Source organism: Comamonas sp. 23, assembly GCF_049601575.1.
GTDB lineage: Bacteria > Pseudomonadota > Gammaproteobacteria > Burkholderiales > Burkholderiaceae_C > Comamonas > Comamonas squillarum.
Window position 1 is genome coordinate 4,103,111 of sequence record NZ_CP187127.1, and the last position, 13,499, is coordinate 4,116,609.

Here is a 13,499-nt window from a genome sequence, read left to right on the forward strand (position 1 = left end):
AGTATTCGATGCAGACTCCGCCCCCAGAACATCCCATCCGCAACCCGCCTTGGCACCCCTGCGGCGCGGGGCATGTCGCCGTCTATGGCACCTTGCGCGCCGGGGGCGTCAACGACATTGCCCGGCTGCAGCCTGGCATCGCCCTGCTGGGCCGCAGCTTGCTGACGGGAACGCTGTATGACCTGGGCTGGTACCCGGGCCTGCAATTGCAGGGCAGCAGCCTGGTGCTCGCCGAGGTCTACCCCTTGAACGATGCACTGGAGCAGGCCATGGACCGCATCGAAGGCATCTGGCCGCAGGATGTGGGTGAATACACCAAGCGCGTGCTGACGCTGGACGTCGCGCTGACCAGCGGCGGCCAACAGCCGCTGGAGGTGCTGGTCTACGAGGCCCTGCCCCCGGCCTTGCAAGGCCGCACGCAGATCACGGCGCAGGACTGGCTGGCCTGGATTACGCAGCAGGGCCGCGAGCACCCCGATACGGCTTTTAGCCTCAATACGCCCCAGCGCTGATGCCCTCGGTACGGCAACTCAGCCCAGCAGGAGGCCCTGCTTTTCGATAAAGGCCACCACCTCATCGAGGCCGTCCAGTGTCTTCAGGTTGGTCATCACAAAGGGCTTGGTGCCTTTGGGCGTGCTGCGCATGCGTTCGGTGTCGCTGCGCATCACCTCCAGGTTGGCACCGACATAGGGGGCCAGATCGGTCTTGTTGATCACAAACAGATCGCTCTTGGTGATGCCCGGGCCGCCCTTGCGCGGGATCTTTTCGCCGGCCGCCACATCGATCACATAGATGGTCAGGTCCGACAGCTCGGGGCTGAAGGTCGCAGCCAGGTTGTCGCCGCCCGATTCGATAAACACGATATCGGCATCGGGAAACTGGCCCAGCATGCGGTCGATGGCTTCGAGGTTGATGGAGGCATCTTCGCGGATCGCCGTGTGCGGGCAGCCGCCCGTCTCCACCCCCATGATGCGCTCGGCTGGCAGCGCGCCGCTGACGGTCAGCAGGCGCTGGTCTTCCTTGGTGTAGATGTCGTTGGTGATGGCGATCAGGTCCCATTTGTCGCGCATGGCCTTGCACAGCATCTCCAAGATGGTGGTCTTGCCCGAGCCCACGGGCCCGCCGATACCAACGCGCAGCGGAGGCAGCTTTTTGCTGCGGTGGGGGATGTGGTGCAGTGCAGTGCTCATGATCGAAAAAGCCGTGAGTATTGGTGTTCATGCCGGGCCGAAAGAATGGCCAGCATCGGGGAAAAAGCCTGGCGCTGGTCATCGCCCAGCACCAGCGCATGCTCGGCCGCCGCCGGTATCGCCTCTGCCAGCCGCGCCAGAATGCGCTGGCCGGCGCTCTGGCCCAGCGGCACGGATTTGATCGCTGCCTGCACCATGTTCTCGGCCCAGCCAAAGGCATAGGCGAGCAGCGCATCGCGCGCGCCTGCGCCTGCCAGGTGCGCGGCCAGCGCAAAGGCCAGCGGGTAGCTTGCATCCTGGGCAGCCAGCCAGGCCACCCGGGCCAGCGCCTCGCCATCATCGGCATAGCGGTTCTGCAACCAGGCCACCAGCGAGCGGCCCATCTGCTCGGTCTGCAGGCGCAGCTCGCTGCTCTCGCGCGTCTGCAGCACCCAGGCGTTGAGTGCCACCAGGCGCCCACGCTCATCGCTGTGCCAGGCCTGCATGGCCTGGGCCAGCACCGCCATATCGCCCCGGGCCTGGCTGAGCTGCAGCTGCTCGGCAATCCAGTCGGCCGCCTGCGCCTCGTTGCCCACCAGCGCGGCATTCACGCCCGCCTCCAGCCCCTCCGAATAGGAGAAGCCGCCGATCGGCAAAGCCGGCGAAGCCAGCCACATCAGCTGCAAAAAGCTGGCGGGTGAGAGGGTGAGGAGCGGCGTGCTCATCCGAGGTGGTGCGGATGCGGATGGGAATGGCCATGCCCATGGTGGCTGTGGCCATCGTTGGTGACATGCCCGCCATAGGCGCCGCCTTCCGGCTCAAAAGGCAGCTCCGCCTCGACCACGGTCATATGCATGCTGCGCAGCATGTCGGCCAGCACATGGTCGGGCTCGATCTTGAGGTGGTCGGGCTGCAGCTCGATGGGCACATGGCGGTTGCCCAGGTGGTAGGCGGCGCGCATCAGGTCAAAAGCCGAGCCATGCTGCGCGCAAGCGCTGATATGCAGCACGTTCTGCGGCGCGGCCACCACCTGGATCACCGAGCCGTCCTCGGCCACCAGCACATCGCCTCCGCGCACGGCCTGACCGCGTGGCAGAAAAATCGCCAGCGCACGGCCGCTGCTGTCGGTGGCCGAGAAGCGCGATTTCTGGCGCACATCCCAGTCCAGCTCGACAACAGTTGCGCGCTTGCGCAGGGCCGGTGCCAGGCCCTGGCCAGCGGGCAGGCATTTGGAGACTTGCAGCATCGCCCCGTCCGTCATGGCAGCTCCAGGCGCATAAAGCAGCTGTTCGGATCGGGCTGGTAGCTGCCAAACGGTGCGCAGTCCACAAAGCCATTGCGCGCGTAAAAACGGCGCGCCGGTGCAAAAAAGGCCTCGGTACCCGTCTCCAGGCTGATGCGCCTGGCCCCCATCGCGCGGGCCTGGGCCAGCACATGGTCTAGCACCTGCTGGGCGGCGCCTGAGCCGCGTTGCGCCGCCTCCACCCGCATCGATTTGAGCTCCAGGTGGCCGGCATCCAGGGTCTTGAGCGCGCAGGTGGCGACCAGGGTCTTGGGCTCCTGCGCAGCGGTCCAGCCGGTCCACAGCTGCAGCCCGGGCGCGCGCAGCTGCGCGGGGTCGAGCGCATGCACGCTCTCGGGCGGCGAGATACGGCGCATATCGCTCAGGTGCGCTTCCAAAAAGGCCAGCACGCGCGCGTCGGTCACGGGGTCCAGCTTGAAAATCAATGGGCTTGCCATGGGTCCTTACCGGTTCAAAACAGAAAATAACGCTGGGCCATCGGCAGGCTGCTCGCTGGCTCGCAGGTCAGCAGCTGGCCATCGGCGCGCACCGCATAGGTCTGGGCATCGACCTCCATGTGCGGCGCCAGGTCGTTGTGCACCATGTGCTGCTTTTGCAAGCCGCGTATGCCTTTGACAGCCGACAAGGTCTTGGCCAGGCCAAAGCGCTGGCCAATGCCGGCAGCCAAGCCCGCTTGCGAGACAAAGGTCAGCGAGGTCCTGGCAATCGCCCCGCCAAAGGCGCCAAACATCGGGCGGTAGTGCACCGGCTGGGGTGTCGGGATCGAGGCATTGGGGTCACCCATGGCCGCCATCGCGATAAAGCCGCCCTTGAGAATGCAGCTGGGTTTGACGCCAAAGAAGGCCGGCTTCCAGATGACGATATCGGCCCACTTGCCCACTTCGAGGCTGCCCACCTCATGGCTGATGCCATGGGCAATGGCCGGGTTGATCGTGTACTTGGCGATGTAGCGCTTGATGCGGAAGTTGTCATGCCGCTCGCTGTCGCCGGGCAAGGCGCCGCGCTGGAGCTTCATCTTGTGCGCCGTCTGCCAGGTGCGCAGGATCACCTCACCCACCCGGCCCATGGCCTGGCTGTCGGAGCTGAACATGCTGATGGCGCCAATGTCGTGCAGGATATCCTCGGCCGCAATGGTTTCCTTGCGGATGCGGCTTTCAGCAAAGGCCAGGTCCTCGGCAATCCCGGCATCAAGGTGGTGGCAGACCATCAGCATGTCCACATGCTCATCCAAGGTGTTGATCGTGTAGGGCCGCGTCGGGTTGGTCGAGCTGGGCAGCACATTGGCCTCGCCCACCACTTTCAAGATATCGGGCGCATGGCCGCCGCCCGCCCCTTCGGTGTGGAAGGTGTGGATGGTGCGGCCCTTGAACGCGGCCACCGTGTCTTCGACAAAGCCGCTTTCGTTGAGCGTATCGGTATGGATCGCCACCTGGGTGTCGGTGAGCTCGGCCACATCCAGGCAGTTGTCGATGGCCGCCGGCGTGCTGCCCCAGTCCTCGTGCAGCTTGAGGCCAATCGCGCCGGCATCGATCTGCTCATGCAGGGCCAGCGGCAGGCTGGCATTGCCCTTGCCCAGAAAGCCCAGGTTCATCGGGAAGGCATCGGCCGCCTGCAGCATGCGCTCCATGTTCCAGGCGCCGGGCGTGCAGGTGGTCGCAAAGGTGCCGGTGGCCGGGCCGGTGCCGCCACCAATCATCGTCGTCACGCCGCTGGTCAGCGCCTCTTCGATCTGCTGGGGCGCGATGAAGTGGATGTGCGTGTCGATGCCGCCAGCGGTCACGACCATGCCTTCGCAGCTGATGATCTCGGTGCCCGGGCCAATGATGATGTCCACACCCGGCTGCGTGTCCGGGTTGCCGGCCTTGCCAATCGCGGCAATGCGGCCGGCCTTCAGGCCAATGTCCGCCTTGACGATGCCCCAGTGGTCGATGATCAGCGCATTGGTCAGCACCGTGTCCATCGCGCCCTGCGCACTGCTGCGCTGGCTTTGCGCCATGCCATCACGGATGGTCTTGCCACCGCCAAACTTCACCTCTTCGCCGTAGCCGCCCGCACGCAGGGTGAAGTCCTGCTCCACCTGCACGACCAGTTCGGTATCGGCCAGGCGCAGGCGGTCACCCACCGTGGGCCCATAGGTCTCTGCGTATGCGCGTCTGTCCATTGTTGCCATCAGAACCATCCTGTCTTAGAACGCTGGCACAGCATGCCGGGCTTCATTCCAGCGCCCCTTGCACCAGGCCGCGAAAACCGTAGATCTGCCGCTCGCCGCCAACATCCACCAGCTCCACCGTGCGCTGCTGGCCGGGCTCAAAGCGCACCGCCATGCCGCTGGCAATATGCAGTCGCATGCCGTGCGCCGCCTGGCGGTCGAAGCTCAGGCCGGCATTGGTCTCAGCAAAGTGGTAGTGCGACCCTACCTGGATGGGCCGGTCGCTCGCGTTGTGTACCACCAGCGTGGTGGTACGGCGCCCGGGGTTCAGCGTGTGTTCGCCCTCGTCCAGCAGCAGTTCACCTGGGATCATGGTGCCGCTCCTCGTCAGGCCAGGCGCGTCAGCATGGCCGCGCCCAAGACCGCGGTGGCCCCGCCCGCCAGCTTGGCCAGCCAGCGGTGGCGCTGCATGAGGGCCTTGCCCAGCACCATGCCGCCCACATGCAACAAGGCCGAGCCCAGCGCCATGCCCGCCAGCGCGCCCGCCGATGCCAACGCCGAATCTGCTGCCAGCTCAAAGCCGTGGGCCGCGCCATGGAAAAACGCAAACACCCCGGCCAGCGCAGCGGCCAGCACCCAGGGCATCTGCTTTTGCACCGCCACCAGCAGGCCCAACACCAGCACCGATGCGGCAATCATCGGCTCCACGCCGGGCACCCACAGACCGGCAAAACCTGCCAGCGCCCCCGCCACCAGCAGGGCCACAAAGGCGGCCGGTGCGCGCCAGGCGGGCGTCACCGTCAGCGCACTCCAGGCGCCCACGGCCAGCATCGCGGCCATATGGTCGGCGCCAGTAAACGGATGGGCAAAGGCATGGCCAAAGCTGCTCAAAAAGCCATGGTGGCCGCCACCATCGGCGCCCACATGGGCCATGGCTGACAGCGGCAAAGCCGCAGCGGCGGTGGCCAGCGCGGCAGAGAATTTCTTGAAGTTCATAGTGGTCGAGTGCGCGAGAAAAATGGGAGGTTCAGACAATGGGCTCATGCACGGTGACGAGCTTGGTGCCATCGGGAAAGGTCGCCTCGATCTGGATATCGGCAATCATCTCGGGAATGCCCTCCATCACGTCGGCGCGCGTGAGCACCGTGCGGCCGGCGCTCATCAGTTGGGCAACGGTCTTGCCATCGCGCGCGCCCTCCATCACAAAGGCGCTGATCAGCGCCACCGCCTCGGGGTAGTTCAGCTTGAGCCCCCGGGCCAGGCGCCGCTCGGCCAGCAAGGCGGCGGTAAAGATCAGCAGCTTGTCTTTTTCGCGAGGTGTCAGTTCCATACCTAGTGCAAAGCAAGGCACATGCCAAGGGGCTACAACGGCTGGGCATGCACGCTTTCCGTGCCGCCACCCGCCCGCCTTGCACCACATGCATGCACAGCAGCCGCGCATGCACCAATTCGGCACAGACCACACCCCAGAGCAGTGCAGTTCCTGGCACGTGGCTTGCAAAAGCCCACGCATGTCTTTCGTCCCCCTGCTCCCGCTCCCGATCCCGGCCCTTGCGCCCTGCTGCCCGCCAGGCACCCACCGCCCGCCGCAGCCATGAGCTGGCATGCCCAACTAGACCTGCGCTACGGCCAGCAAGCCGGCAAGACGTCGGTGCAGTTCAGCCACGATGGCCCGCTGCGCATTCTCAAAAGCCTCTACCCCGAAGGCCCGGGCATTTGCCACAACGTGCTGGTGCACCCGCCCGGCGGCCTGGTGGGTGGCGATATGCTGGATATCTCGGTCGAGGTGGCGGCAGGCGCCCATGCGCTCGTCACCACGCCGGGCGCAACGCGCTTTTACAAGAGCAATGGCCAGCCGGCCTTGCAGCGCACCCGCCTCAAACTGCAGGCCGGCGCCCGGCTGGAATGGTTGCCGCTGGAAGCCATTGCCTACAACGCCTGCGATGCGGCCAATGAGCTGCAGATGGAACTGGCACCGGATGCAGAGCTGCTGACCTGGGACATCACCGCGCTGGGCCTGCCGCTGGCGGGTCAGCCCTTTACCCAGGGCGTGTTTTCGCAGCACATCGCATGGCCGGGGCATTTTCTGGAACGCGGCCGTATCCGGGCCGATGATGGGCTGCTGCTCAACGCACAGCTGGGCCTGGCGGGCCAGCGCTGCCTGGGGAGTTTGATCTACGCCAGCGGCTCGCCCATCAACCGCGCGCAACGCGAAGCGCTGCTGGAGAGCACCCAGCAGCTGCTGGACGCAGGCCCAGCGGGGTTGATGGCCGGGGTGACCGCGCCGAACGAGCATATGCTGGTGCTGCGTGGCCTGGCGCCCGTGGTGGAGCCGGCGATGCAGCTGTGGAAGACGGTCTGGGGCCACTGGCGCAGCAGCCTCTGGGGCCTGCCGGCGCAGCGGCCGCGTATCTGGTCGATGTGAGTGCAGCGCTTGCCCAGCGCTGTTAAGCGTGTAAGCGCTTAAGCGCCGTCGATCAGCTGCTCGATATCTTTGGCCAGCGTTTCAACGGGGGTGCCATAGCGGCTGTACAAGCGCAGACGCCCTTGCGGGTCAAAGATATAGTCGCCAGCGGTATGGTCCATCGTGTAGCTGCCCGGGGTCTGGCCCTCGACCCGCTTGTAGTAGACCTTGAAGTCCTTGGCCATCTTGGCCGTTTCCTCGTCGCTGCCGCGCAGCGCCAGAAAGCTGGGGTCAAAGTTGGCGAGGTAGGCCTGCAAGATTTCGGGTGTGTCGCGCGATGGATCGACCGAGGCGAAGATCACCTGCAGCTTGTCGCCCTTGGCGCCGAGCTTTTGCTTGACGGCGGCCAGGTCGCCCAAAGTGGTCGGGCAGACATCGGGGCACTGGGTAAAGCCAAAGAACACCAGTACGACCTTGCCCTTGAAGTCGGCCATGCTGCGGCGCTGGCCATGCTGGTCGGGCATGGAGAAATCCTGTCCATACTCCTTGCTGCCCGTCAGGTCGATGGCGTTGAAATCGGCCTTGGATTTGCAGGCGGTGAGGACACCGGCGGCCGAGGCCAGCATGGCCGAGCCCGCCAGCCAGCGAAGGGCATTGCGCTTGTTCATTGCAGATTTACCAGCTCACATAGTGGTCCACCAGCAGCGCCACAAACAGCAGGCTGAGGTAGACCAGCGAAAAACGGAAAGTCTTGCGCGCCAGCGCGTCGGAGTAATTGCGCCACAGCGCAAAGGCATAGCCAAAGAACCCGGCACCCAGCACGACTGCGGCCACCAGGTAGATCCAGGAGCTCATCTGGATGATGAAGGGCAGCAGGCCGGCGGCAAACAAGACCACGGTGTAGAGCAAGACCTGCACGCGGGTGTAATAGTTCCCATGCGTGACCGGCAGCATCGGCAGGCCGGACTTGCGGTAGTCCTCGACCCGGTACAGCGCCAGTGCCCAGAAGTGCGGCGGCGTCCACAGGAAGATGATCAAAAACAGCAGCAGCGCCTGGGGCGAGACATCGCCGGTCATCGCGGCCCAGCCCAGCACGGGGGGCATCGCGCCCGATGCGCCACCGATCACGATGTTCTGCGGTGTCAGCGGCTTGAGGATCACCGTGTAGATGACGGCATAACCGACAAAGGTCGCAAAGGTCAGCCACATCGTGATGGCGTTGATCCAGACGATCAGAATGGCCGAGCCGGCGATGCACAGCCCGGCAGAAAACATCAGGGTCTGCAGGTTGGACAGCTCACCGCGCGCTGTGGGGCGCCAGGCGGTGCGCTTCATGCGCGCATCGATGCTCTGCTCGACCAGGCAATTGAAGGCGGCAGCGGCCCCCGCCACCAGCCAGATGCCCACACACGCGACGGCCATGCGCAGCAGCTCGGCGCCGGTGGGCACACCGGGCACGGCCAGCACCATGCCGATCAGTGCGCAAAACACAATCAGCTGCACCACCTTGGGTTTGGTCAATGCATAGAACTGCGCAAAGCGGTTCGGCATTGGCGTTGCGGCAAGTTCGGTCATCGGGGCACTCAGTCTTTGTTCCATACAGCGTCATCAACTCGCAGCACTGCGGGCAGGTTCAGGGCCCGCAGTACACCAGATCCAGGTCAGCACCACCATGATGGCGGCAGCGCCCCCGGTGTGCAAAACGGCCGCCAGCATCGGCCAGTCCAGCACCACATTCGACAGTCCCGTGGCAAATTGCAGCAGCGTCAGGCCCACCAGCCAGCGGCGCTGCTGCCGTAGCAGCGGCACCGTGCTCAGGGCCCAGCCCAGCCACAGCAAGGCGGCAATCACCAGGTAGGCAAACAGCCGGTGCATGTAGTGGATGGCCACCAGCGCTTCATAGCTGATATGCGCACCGTCGGCCAGAAAGCCCAGCGGGCGCCAGATCTGGAACCCGTCAAAGTTCATCGCCGGCCACCAGGCGCCATTGCACATGGGAAAGCTGGTGCAGGCCAGCACCGCATAGTTGGTACTGACCCAGCCACCCAGGGTCACCTGCGCAAACACCAGCAGCGCCGTGACCGCCACCAGGCCGCGCAACAGGCGCGGCACTGGGACTAACCCTAGATTATCGGCAAATTGCGTGTGGCGCGTTGCCTGCACGGTTAATAGCATCAAGAGCACGGTGCCGCCCAGCAGGTGCAAGGTGACAATCGCCGGGAACAGCTTCATCGTCACCGTGAGCGCGCCAAAGGCCCCCTGGATCAGCACCCAGACCAGGGTGACCGTCGGCCACCAGGGGCTGATCGGCTGCGGCCCGCCGCGTTTGCGCTGCAGCCAGGCACTGGCTGTCAGCACAATGATGAGGCCGCCCACCGCAGTGGCCAGGTAGCGGTGGATCATCTCCACCCAGGCCTTGCCATGGGTCACCGGGCCGGTCGGCATCGCCGCCTGCGCGGCAGAGATCTCGGCATGCGCGCCAATCGGGCTGGCATTGCCGTAGCAACCGGGCCAATCCGGGCAGCCCAGGCCCGAATCGGTCAGGCGCGTGAACGCGCCAAACATCACCAGGTCAAAGGACAGGAACAGGGTCAGCACCGCGAGCACCTGCAGGCGCTTGAGCGGCGTGGCACCGCGGTGGCGCCACCAAATCCAGACGATGGGGCCCAGCGCAATGATGGCCCCGGTCAGCAACACACGCGCCAGCGGCGCGAAATCATATAAATCCTGCGATGTCATGCTAGCTATCCACTACCGCCCTTCCTTGTCCCAACTCGACGACGCACGCAGCAGCCGCTCCAGATCCTTGCGCGCCTTGGCCGCATCGGAGCGGCTGAGCTGGGCGGGAAAACGCATCATCCAGTGGCCCAGCGGGTCCACCACGTACAAATGTTCGCCCAACTGCTGGCCGGCCGCCGGCTGCAGCCACTGGACCACCAGCGCCTGGGGCACCCGCAGCACGGTGGCCTGGTCCAGTGCCGTGCGCAAGGCTGGCGGCGGCTCGCCGTCATCGGTCACCAGCCAGACCCAGTCCAGCCGGTCCTTCTCACGGCCCAGGCTCTCGCGCAGCTGGCGCTGCAGGTAGAGGTTGTTCTGGCAGACCTCGTCGCAGGCCGCGCCCGAGGCACTCAGCAGCAACCACTGGCCCTTGAGGCTTTGCAGCTCAAAGGGCTGGCCGTCCAGGGTCTTGACCTGCGCGACCGGAATCGTCGGCTGCTGGCCCACCAGCTCGCCAAAATTGCGCCGCCCTTCGGGACGGATCACGTAGTAGGTGAAGTAGGACGCGATCACCGGCGCCGCACAGACCAGCAGCACCAGCAGCATCTTGAGGCGGCCACTGCGCGAGCGCTCGGCCTCCTCCAGTGCGGCTTCCGCCTGCTCGGCAGGCGGCAGGCCATGCACGGTCAGGCCCAGCAGCGCCTCGTCAGCGGGCGGCGGCGCCTGGGTGGCTGCGGCGTCGAAGGACACGTCGGACAATTTGGAACCAGACATAGAGGATCGCAATCAGGCTACACAGACCAAACCATTGAAATGCATAACCATAATGCTTTTCCACGCCGCTGCCTACTACGGGCCAGTCGCGCAGCAGGCCCTCACTGGCCGGCCCGGTCTGCACCACGGTCAGTGCTGCCAAGGGCAGTCCGGTCTCCTGCGCGTAAGCATCGGTGTCGAGATTCTGCCGGATTCGGGAAACCCCTGGCTGCGCGGCGGACGTCTGCAGCTCCAAAAGGCGCGCCGGCTGGCCCGCCACCCGGCCCTGCAATTGCACGGTACCGCCAGGCGTTTGCACCTGCGGCAGCGCCAGGCGGTCTTCAAAATTGCGGGGCGCCCAGCCCCGCTGCACCAGCACGGTCTGCGGCTGGCCTGGCGCTACCGAGCCGGCCAGGCGCAGCGGTGTCAGCACATAAAAACCGGGGCGCGCCTGCATCTGGCGGTTGTCCAGGTAGACCGAGTACTGTGGCAGCCATTCGCCTCGCAGCACCACCTGGCGGTGCTGCAGGCTGGAACGCTCGGCCTCATTCATGGGTTGCAACAGGCTGGCCCCGTCCAGCGCCGGCAGGGCTGCACGCGCATCGAGCTGGGCATGGTAGGCCAGCTTCTCATCGGCGCGGCGCAGCTGCCAGAACCCCAGCGAGGCGGTCAGCAGCATCGAGGCTGCTGCCGCAACGGTGATCAGCACAAAACGCAGCTGGGCGCGGCGCTCCGTAGGGGTCTTGGGGATGGAGGAGGAAGCAGAAGGCGCGGGCATACGCTGCTTATACCCGGTGCAGAGCGCGGCAGCCAGCAGCACGCTGGCCACAATGCTGCGAGGAGAGGCTATTGGGGTGCAGGCCGATAGCGCCCCGTCTGGCGCTGCCGCACAATGGGTTTGTTGCGCCGGGCGCCAGAGAGCCGTTCGAAGCGACTCGCAGCGCACTCCAAGAACACCGAGACCACCCTGAGGACAGCACCATGCATCTGCTCATCGCACTCGCCTTTGTCGTGATACTGGCCTGCCTGGCAGCGGCCGGGATTTTCATGCTGCGCGGCAACCAGTCCGGCGCCGGCAGCAAGCGCATGGCCTGGGCGCTGACCTTGCGCATTGCGCTGTCGGTGCTGGTGTTTGCCGGCATCTTGCTGGCCTGGAAGCTGGGCTACCTGCAGCCCCATGGCATACCGCTGGGGGCTTGAGGCCCTCGGCAGCACCCCCACCCCAACTACATCCAGTACACGAGGATATAGAGGCCCAGCCAGACCACATCGACAAAGTGCCAGTACCAGGCAGCACCCTCAAAGCCAAAGTGCTTCTTGGCGGTGAAATGGCCTTTTTGCAGCCGCAAGGTGATGACCAGCAGCATCAGCATGCCGATGAACACATGCAAGCCGTGGAAGCCCGTCAGCATGTAGAAGGTGGAGCCGTAGGTGCCGGAGTTGAGCTTGAGGTTGAGCTCGGTGTAGAGGTGGAAGTACTCATAGCCCTGCACACAGAGGAAGACGATGCCCAGCACCACGGTCATCCACATGAAGCGGATGCATTTGCTGCGCTGGTCGGCCTGCAAGGCATGGTGGGCAATGGTCAAGGTAACGCCCGAGGTCAGCAGCAGCGCGGTATTGATGGTGGGAAGCCAGAAGGGCCCCACGGTCTGGAACGGCTCGACGATGCCCGCTGGCGAGGCGGTCGCGCCCATTTCCACGCTGGGCCACACGGCCTTGAAGTCGGGCCAGAGAATGGCATTGTCCAGGCTGCCCAGCGCCGGCAGCGAATGGGCACGCGCCCACCACAGCGCGGTGAAGAAGGCGCCAAAGAACATCACCTCCGAGAAGATGAACCAGCTCATGCTCCAGCGGTAGGACAGGTCGATGCGGTGGCTGTAGAGGCCCTGCTCGCTTTCACGGATCGCATCACCAAACCACTGGTACAGCACAAACAGCCACCAGGCAATGCCGACAAAGAGCAGGTACATGCCCCAGGTGTGGCCATTGACCCAGTTGCCGGCGCCGGCAATGACAAAGCCCAGCCCAATGGCCGCCATCACCGGGTGGCGGGACTCGGCCGGAACATAGTAGTACGGTGTGGTGCCATGGGAAGTCGCACTCATCGCTGCTCCTGGTATTTCGTTTATTAATTCATTCTTCCGCTATGCCAATACTGGCATCAAACCAACCATTGCACCAGGGCCATCAACCCCAGCACAAACAGGAAGATCGCCACCAAACCCACGGCGATCACCTGCAGTGGCGTGATCTGCACGCCATCCTCTTGCCATTCCGAACCCTTGCGCACGCCCAAAAACGACCAGGCCACGGCTTTGACCGTGCGCCAGAGATTGCCCTTGCGCGGCGGTTGCGGGCCGGGCGCGCTGGCCATCAGGATGCCCCTGCCGGTGCGCCAGCACCCTGCACCGCAGGCGCCAGCACCGCCGTCGATGCAGGTGCCGCCGGGATGCGGCCACCGACCTCAAAGAAGGTGTAGGACAAGGTGATCGTCGTCACATCCTTGGACAGCTTGGGGTCGATCACAAAGGCCACCGGCCATTCCTTGCGCTCGCCCGGCTCCAAGGTGTACTGGTTGAAGCAGAAGCATTCGAGCTTGTTGAAATACGGTGCGGCCTGCTTGGGCGCATAGCTGGGAATTGCCTGGGCCGACATGCGGTGGTCCTGCTCGTTGCGGAACTCGTACATCACCGTGCTCAGCGCGCCGGGGTGCACCTGCATCGAGCGCACCGCCGGCTTGAAGCTCCAGGGCCCGCGCGCATTCGCGTCGAACTCGACGGTGATGGTGCGGCTCTCGTCGACCTGGCTGTTGAGCTTGACGTTCTTGCCGGCCGTGCCGTTGCCCGGCACATCGCGCTCAGTCAGCGCCAGGATGTTGATGCCGGTGACCTCGCAGATGCGCTTGTACAGCGGGATCAGCGCGTAGCCGAAGGCAAACATGCCAAAGGCGACCACGGCCAGCTTGCCCACCATCTTCGCGTTGTCTGCGTGTCTGCTCAC

18 protein-coding genes and 1 pseudogene are annotated in these 13,499 nt (G+C 65.0%); 3 read left to right on the forward strand and 16 right to left on the reverse strand.

Annotation, left to right across the window (positions count from 1 at the left end):
• Positions 1–8: 8 nt before the first annotated feature.
• On the forward strand, positions 9–512 hold the full coding sequence (locus tag ACPEE1_RS18575; protein ID WP_116924698.1) for a gamma-glutamylcyclotransferase family protein: 504 nt from the start codon (positions 9–11) through the stop codon (positions 510–512).
• An 18-nt stretch (positions 513–530) separates the two neighbouring features.
• Here ACPEE1_RS18575 and ureG read toward each other — a convergent pair whose 3' ends face one another.
• From ureG to ACPEE1_RS18615, 8 genes and pseudogenes are all read right to left on the reverse strand, one after another.
• On the reverse strand, positions 531–1,190 hold the full coding sequence (gene ureG, locus ACPEE1_RS18580) for an urease accessory protein UreG (protein WP_116924697.1): 660 nt from the start codon (positions 1,188–1,190) through the stop codon (positions 531–533).
• Positions 1,187–1,894, reverse strand: a complete 708-nt coding sequence (locus ACPEE1_RS18585; protein ID WP_423934342.1) for an urease accessory protein UreF — start codon at positions 1,892–1,894, stop codon at positions 1,187–1,189. The genes ureG and ACPEE1_RS18585 overlap by 4 nt, the downstream gene beginning before the upstream one ends.
• Positions 1,894–2,415, reverse strand: a pseudogene (gene ureE, locus ACPEE1_RS18590) (urease accessory protein UreE); the annotation flags it as partial. The pseudogene ureE and the gene ACPEE1_RS18585, both read right to left, overlap by 1 nt.
• A gap of 11 nt (positions 2,416–2,426) precedes the next feature.
• Positions 2,427–2,909 (reverse strand): GNAT family N-acetyltransferase, encoded by a 483-nt coding sequence (locus ACPEE1_RS18595; RefSeq protein WP_423934345.1) that lies wholly within the window; start codon positions 2,907–2,909, stop codon positions 2,427–2,429.
• 14 nt (positions 2,910–2,923) lie between these two features.
• On the reverse strand, positions 2,924–4,642 hold the full coding sequence (gene ureC, locus ACPEE1_RS18600) for an urease subunit alpha (protein ID WP_182345097.1): 1,719 nt from the start codon (positions 4,640–4,642) through the stop codon (positions 2,924–2,926).
• A 43-nt stretch (positions 4,643–4,685) separates the two neighbouring features.
• Positions 4,686–4,994 carry an urease subunit beta gene (locus ACPEE1_RS18605; RefSeq protein ID WP_116924693.1) on the reverse strand — a complete coding sequence of 103 codons (309 nt, stop codon included), beginning with the start codon at positions 4,992–4,994 and terminating at the stop codon, positions 4,686–4,688.
• A 14-nt stretch (positions 4,995–5,008) separates the two neighbouring features.
• Positions 5,009–5,617 (reverse strand): HupE/UreJ family protein, encoded by a 609-nt coding sequence (locus tag ACPEE1_RS18610; protein ID WP_116924692.1) that lies wholly within the window; start codon positions 5,615–5,617, stop codon positions 5,009–5,011.
• Positions 5,618–5,648: 31 nt separating this feature from the next.
• Entirely contained in the window at positions 5,649–5,951 is a 303-nt protein-coding gene (locus tag ACPEE1_RS18615; protein WP_116924691.1) for an urease subunit gamma, read from the reverse strand.
• A 264-nt stretch (positions 5,952–6,215) separates the two neighbouring features.
• Here ACPEE1_RS18615 and ACPEE1_RS18620 point away from each other — a divergent pair, with 264 nt between their 5' ends.
• Positions 6,216–7,046 carry an urease accessory protein UreD gene (locus tag ACPEE1_RS18620; RefSeq protein ID WP_116924690.1) on the forward strand — a complete coding sequence of 277 codons (831 nt, stop codon included), beginning with the start codon at positions 6,216–6,218 and terminating at the stop codon, positions 7,044–7,046.
• 38 nt (positions 7,047–7,084) lie between these two features.
• On the opposite strand, the gene ACPEE1_RS18625 is transcribed toward ACPEE1_RS18620, so the two are convergent.
• Genes ACPEE1_RS18625 through ACPEE1_RS18645 form a run of 5 tightly spaced genes read right to left on the reverse strand, consistent with a single transcriptional unit; the run spans position 7,085 to position 11,274 of the window.
• A complete protein-coding gene (locus ACPEE1_RS18625; RefSeq protein ID WP_116924689.1) occupies positions 7,085–7,693 on the reverse strand; it encodes an SCO family protein in 609 nt (202 codons plus the stop codon).
• Positions 7,694–7,700: 7 nt separating this feature from the next.
• Positions 7,701–8,600 carry a heme o synthase gene (gene cyoE, locus ACPEE1_RS18630; RefSeq protein WP_116924688.1) on the reverse strand — a complete coding sequence of 300 codons (900 nt, stop codon included), beginning with the start codon at positions 8,598–8,600 and terminating at the stop codon, positions 7,701–7,703.
• Positions 8,601–8,633: 33 nt separating this feature from the next.
• A complete protein-coding gene (locus tag ACPEE1_RS18635) occupies positions 8,634–9,764 on the reverse strand; it encodes a COX15/CtaA family protein (protein WP_423934352.1) in 1,131 nt (376 codons plus the stop codon).
• A gap of 12 nt (positions 9,765–9,776) precedes the next feature.
• Positions 9,777–10,517 carry an SCO family protein gene (locus tag ACPEE1_RS18640; RefSeq protein WP_182345094.1) on the reverse strand — a complete coding sequence of 247 codons (741 nt, stop codon included), beginning with the start codon at positions 10,515–10,517 and terminating at the stop codon, positions 9,777–9,779.
• Positions 10,450–11,274, reverse strand: coding sequence for an SURF1 family protein (locus tag ACPEE1_RS18645; RefSeq protein WP_232539542.1), 825 nt, complete (start codon positions 11,272–11,274; stop codon positions 10,450–10,452). The genes ACPEE1_RS18640 and ACPEE1_RS18645 overlap by 68 nt, the downstream gene beginning before the upstream one ends.
• A 203-nt stretch (positions 11,275–11,477) precedes the next feature.
• Between ACPEE1_RS18645 and ACPEE1_RS18650 the strand changes: the two genes are divergently transcribed.
• Entirely contained in the window at positions 11,478–11,696 is a 219-nt protein-coding gene (locus ACPEE1_RS18650; RefSeq protein WP_116924685.1) for a DUF2909 domain-containing protein, read from the forward strand.
• 26 nt (positions 11,697–11,722) lie between these two features.
• Here ACPEE1_RS18650 and ACPEE1_RS18655 read toward each other — a convergent pair whose 3' ends face one another.
• Genes ACPEE1_RS18655 through ACPEE1_RS18665 form a run of 3 tightly spaced genes read right to left on the reverse strand, consistent with a single transcriptional unit; the run spans position 11,723 to position 13,499 of the window.
• A complete protein-coding gene (locus tag ACPEE1_RS18655; RefSeq protein WP_027010763.1) occupies positions 11,723–12,604 on the reverse strand; it encodes a cytochrome c oxidase subunit 3 in 882 nt (293 codons plus the stop codon).
• A 56-nt stretch (positions 12,605–12,660) separates the two neighbouring features.
• A complete protein-coding gene (locus tag ACPEE1_RS18660; RefSeq protein ID WP_021026277.1) occupies positions 12,661–12,873 on the reverse strand; it encodes a DUF2970 domain-containing protein in 213 nt (70 codons plus the stop codon).
• The gene (locus tag ACPEE1_RS18665; protein ID WP_116924683.1) at positions 12,873–13,499 is read right to left on the reverse strand and encodes a cytochrome c oxidase assembly protein; all 627 of its coding nucleotides are present in this window, start codon (positions 13,497–13,499) and stop codon (positions 12,873–12,875) included. The genes ACPEE1_RS18660 and ACPEE1_RS18665 overlap by 1 nt, the downstream gene beginning before the upstream one ends.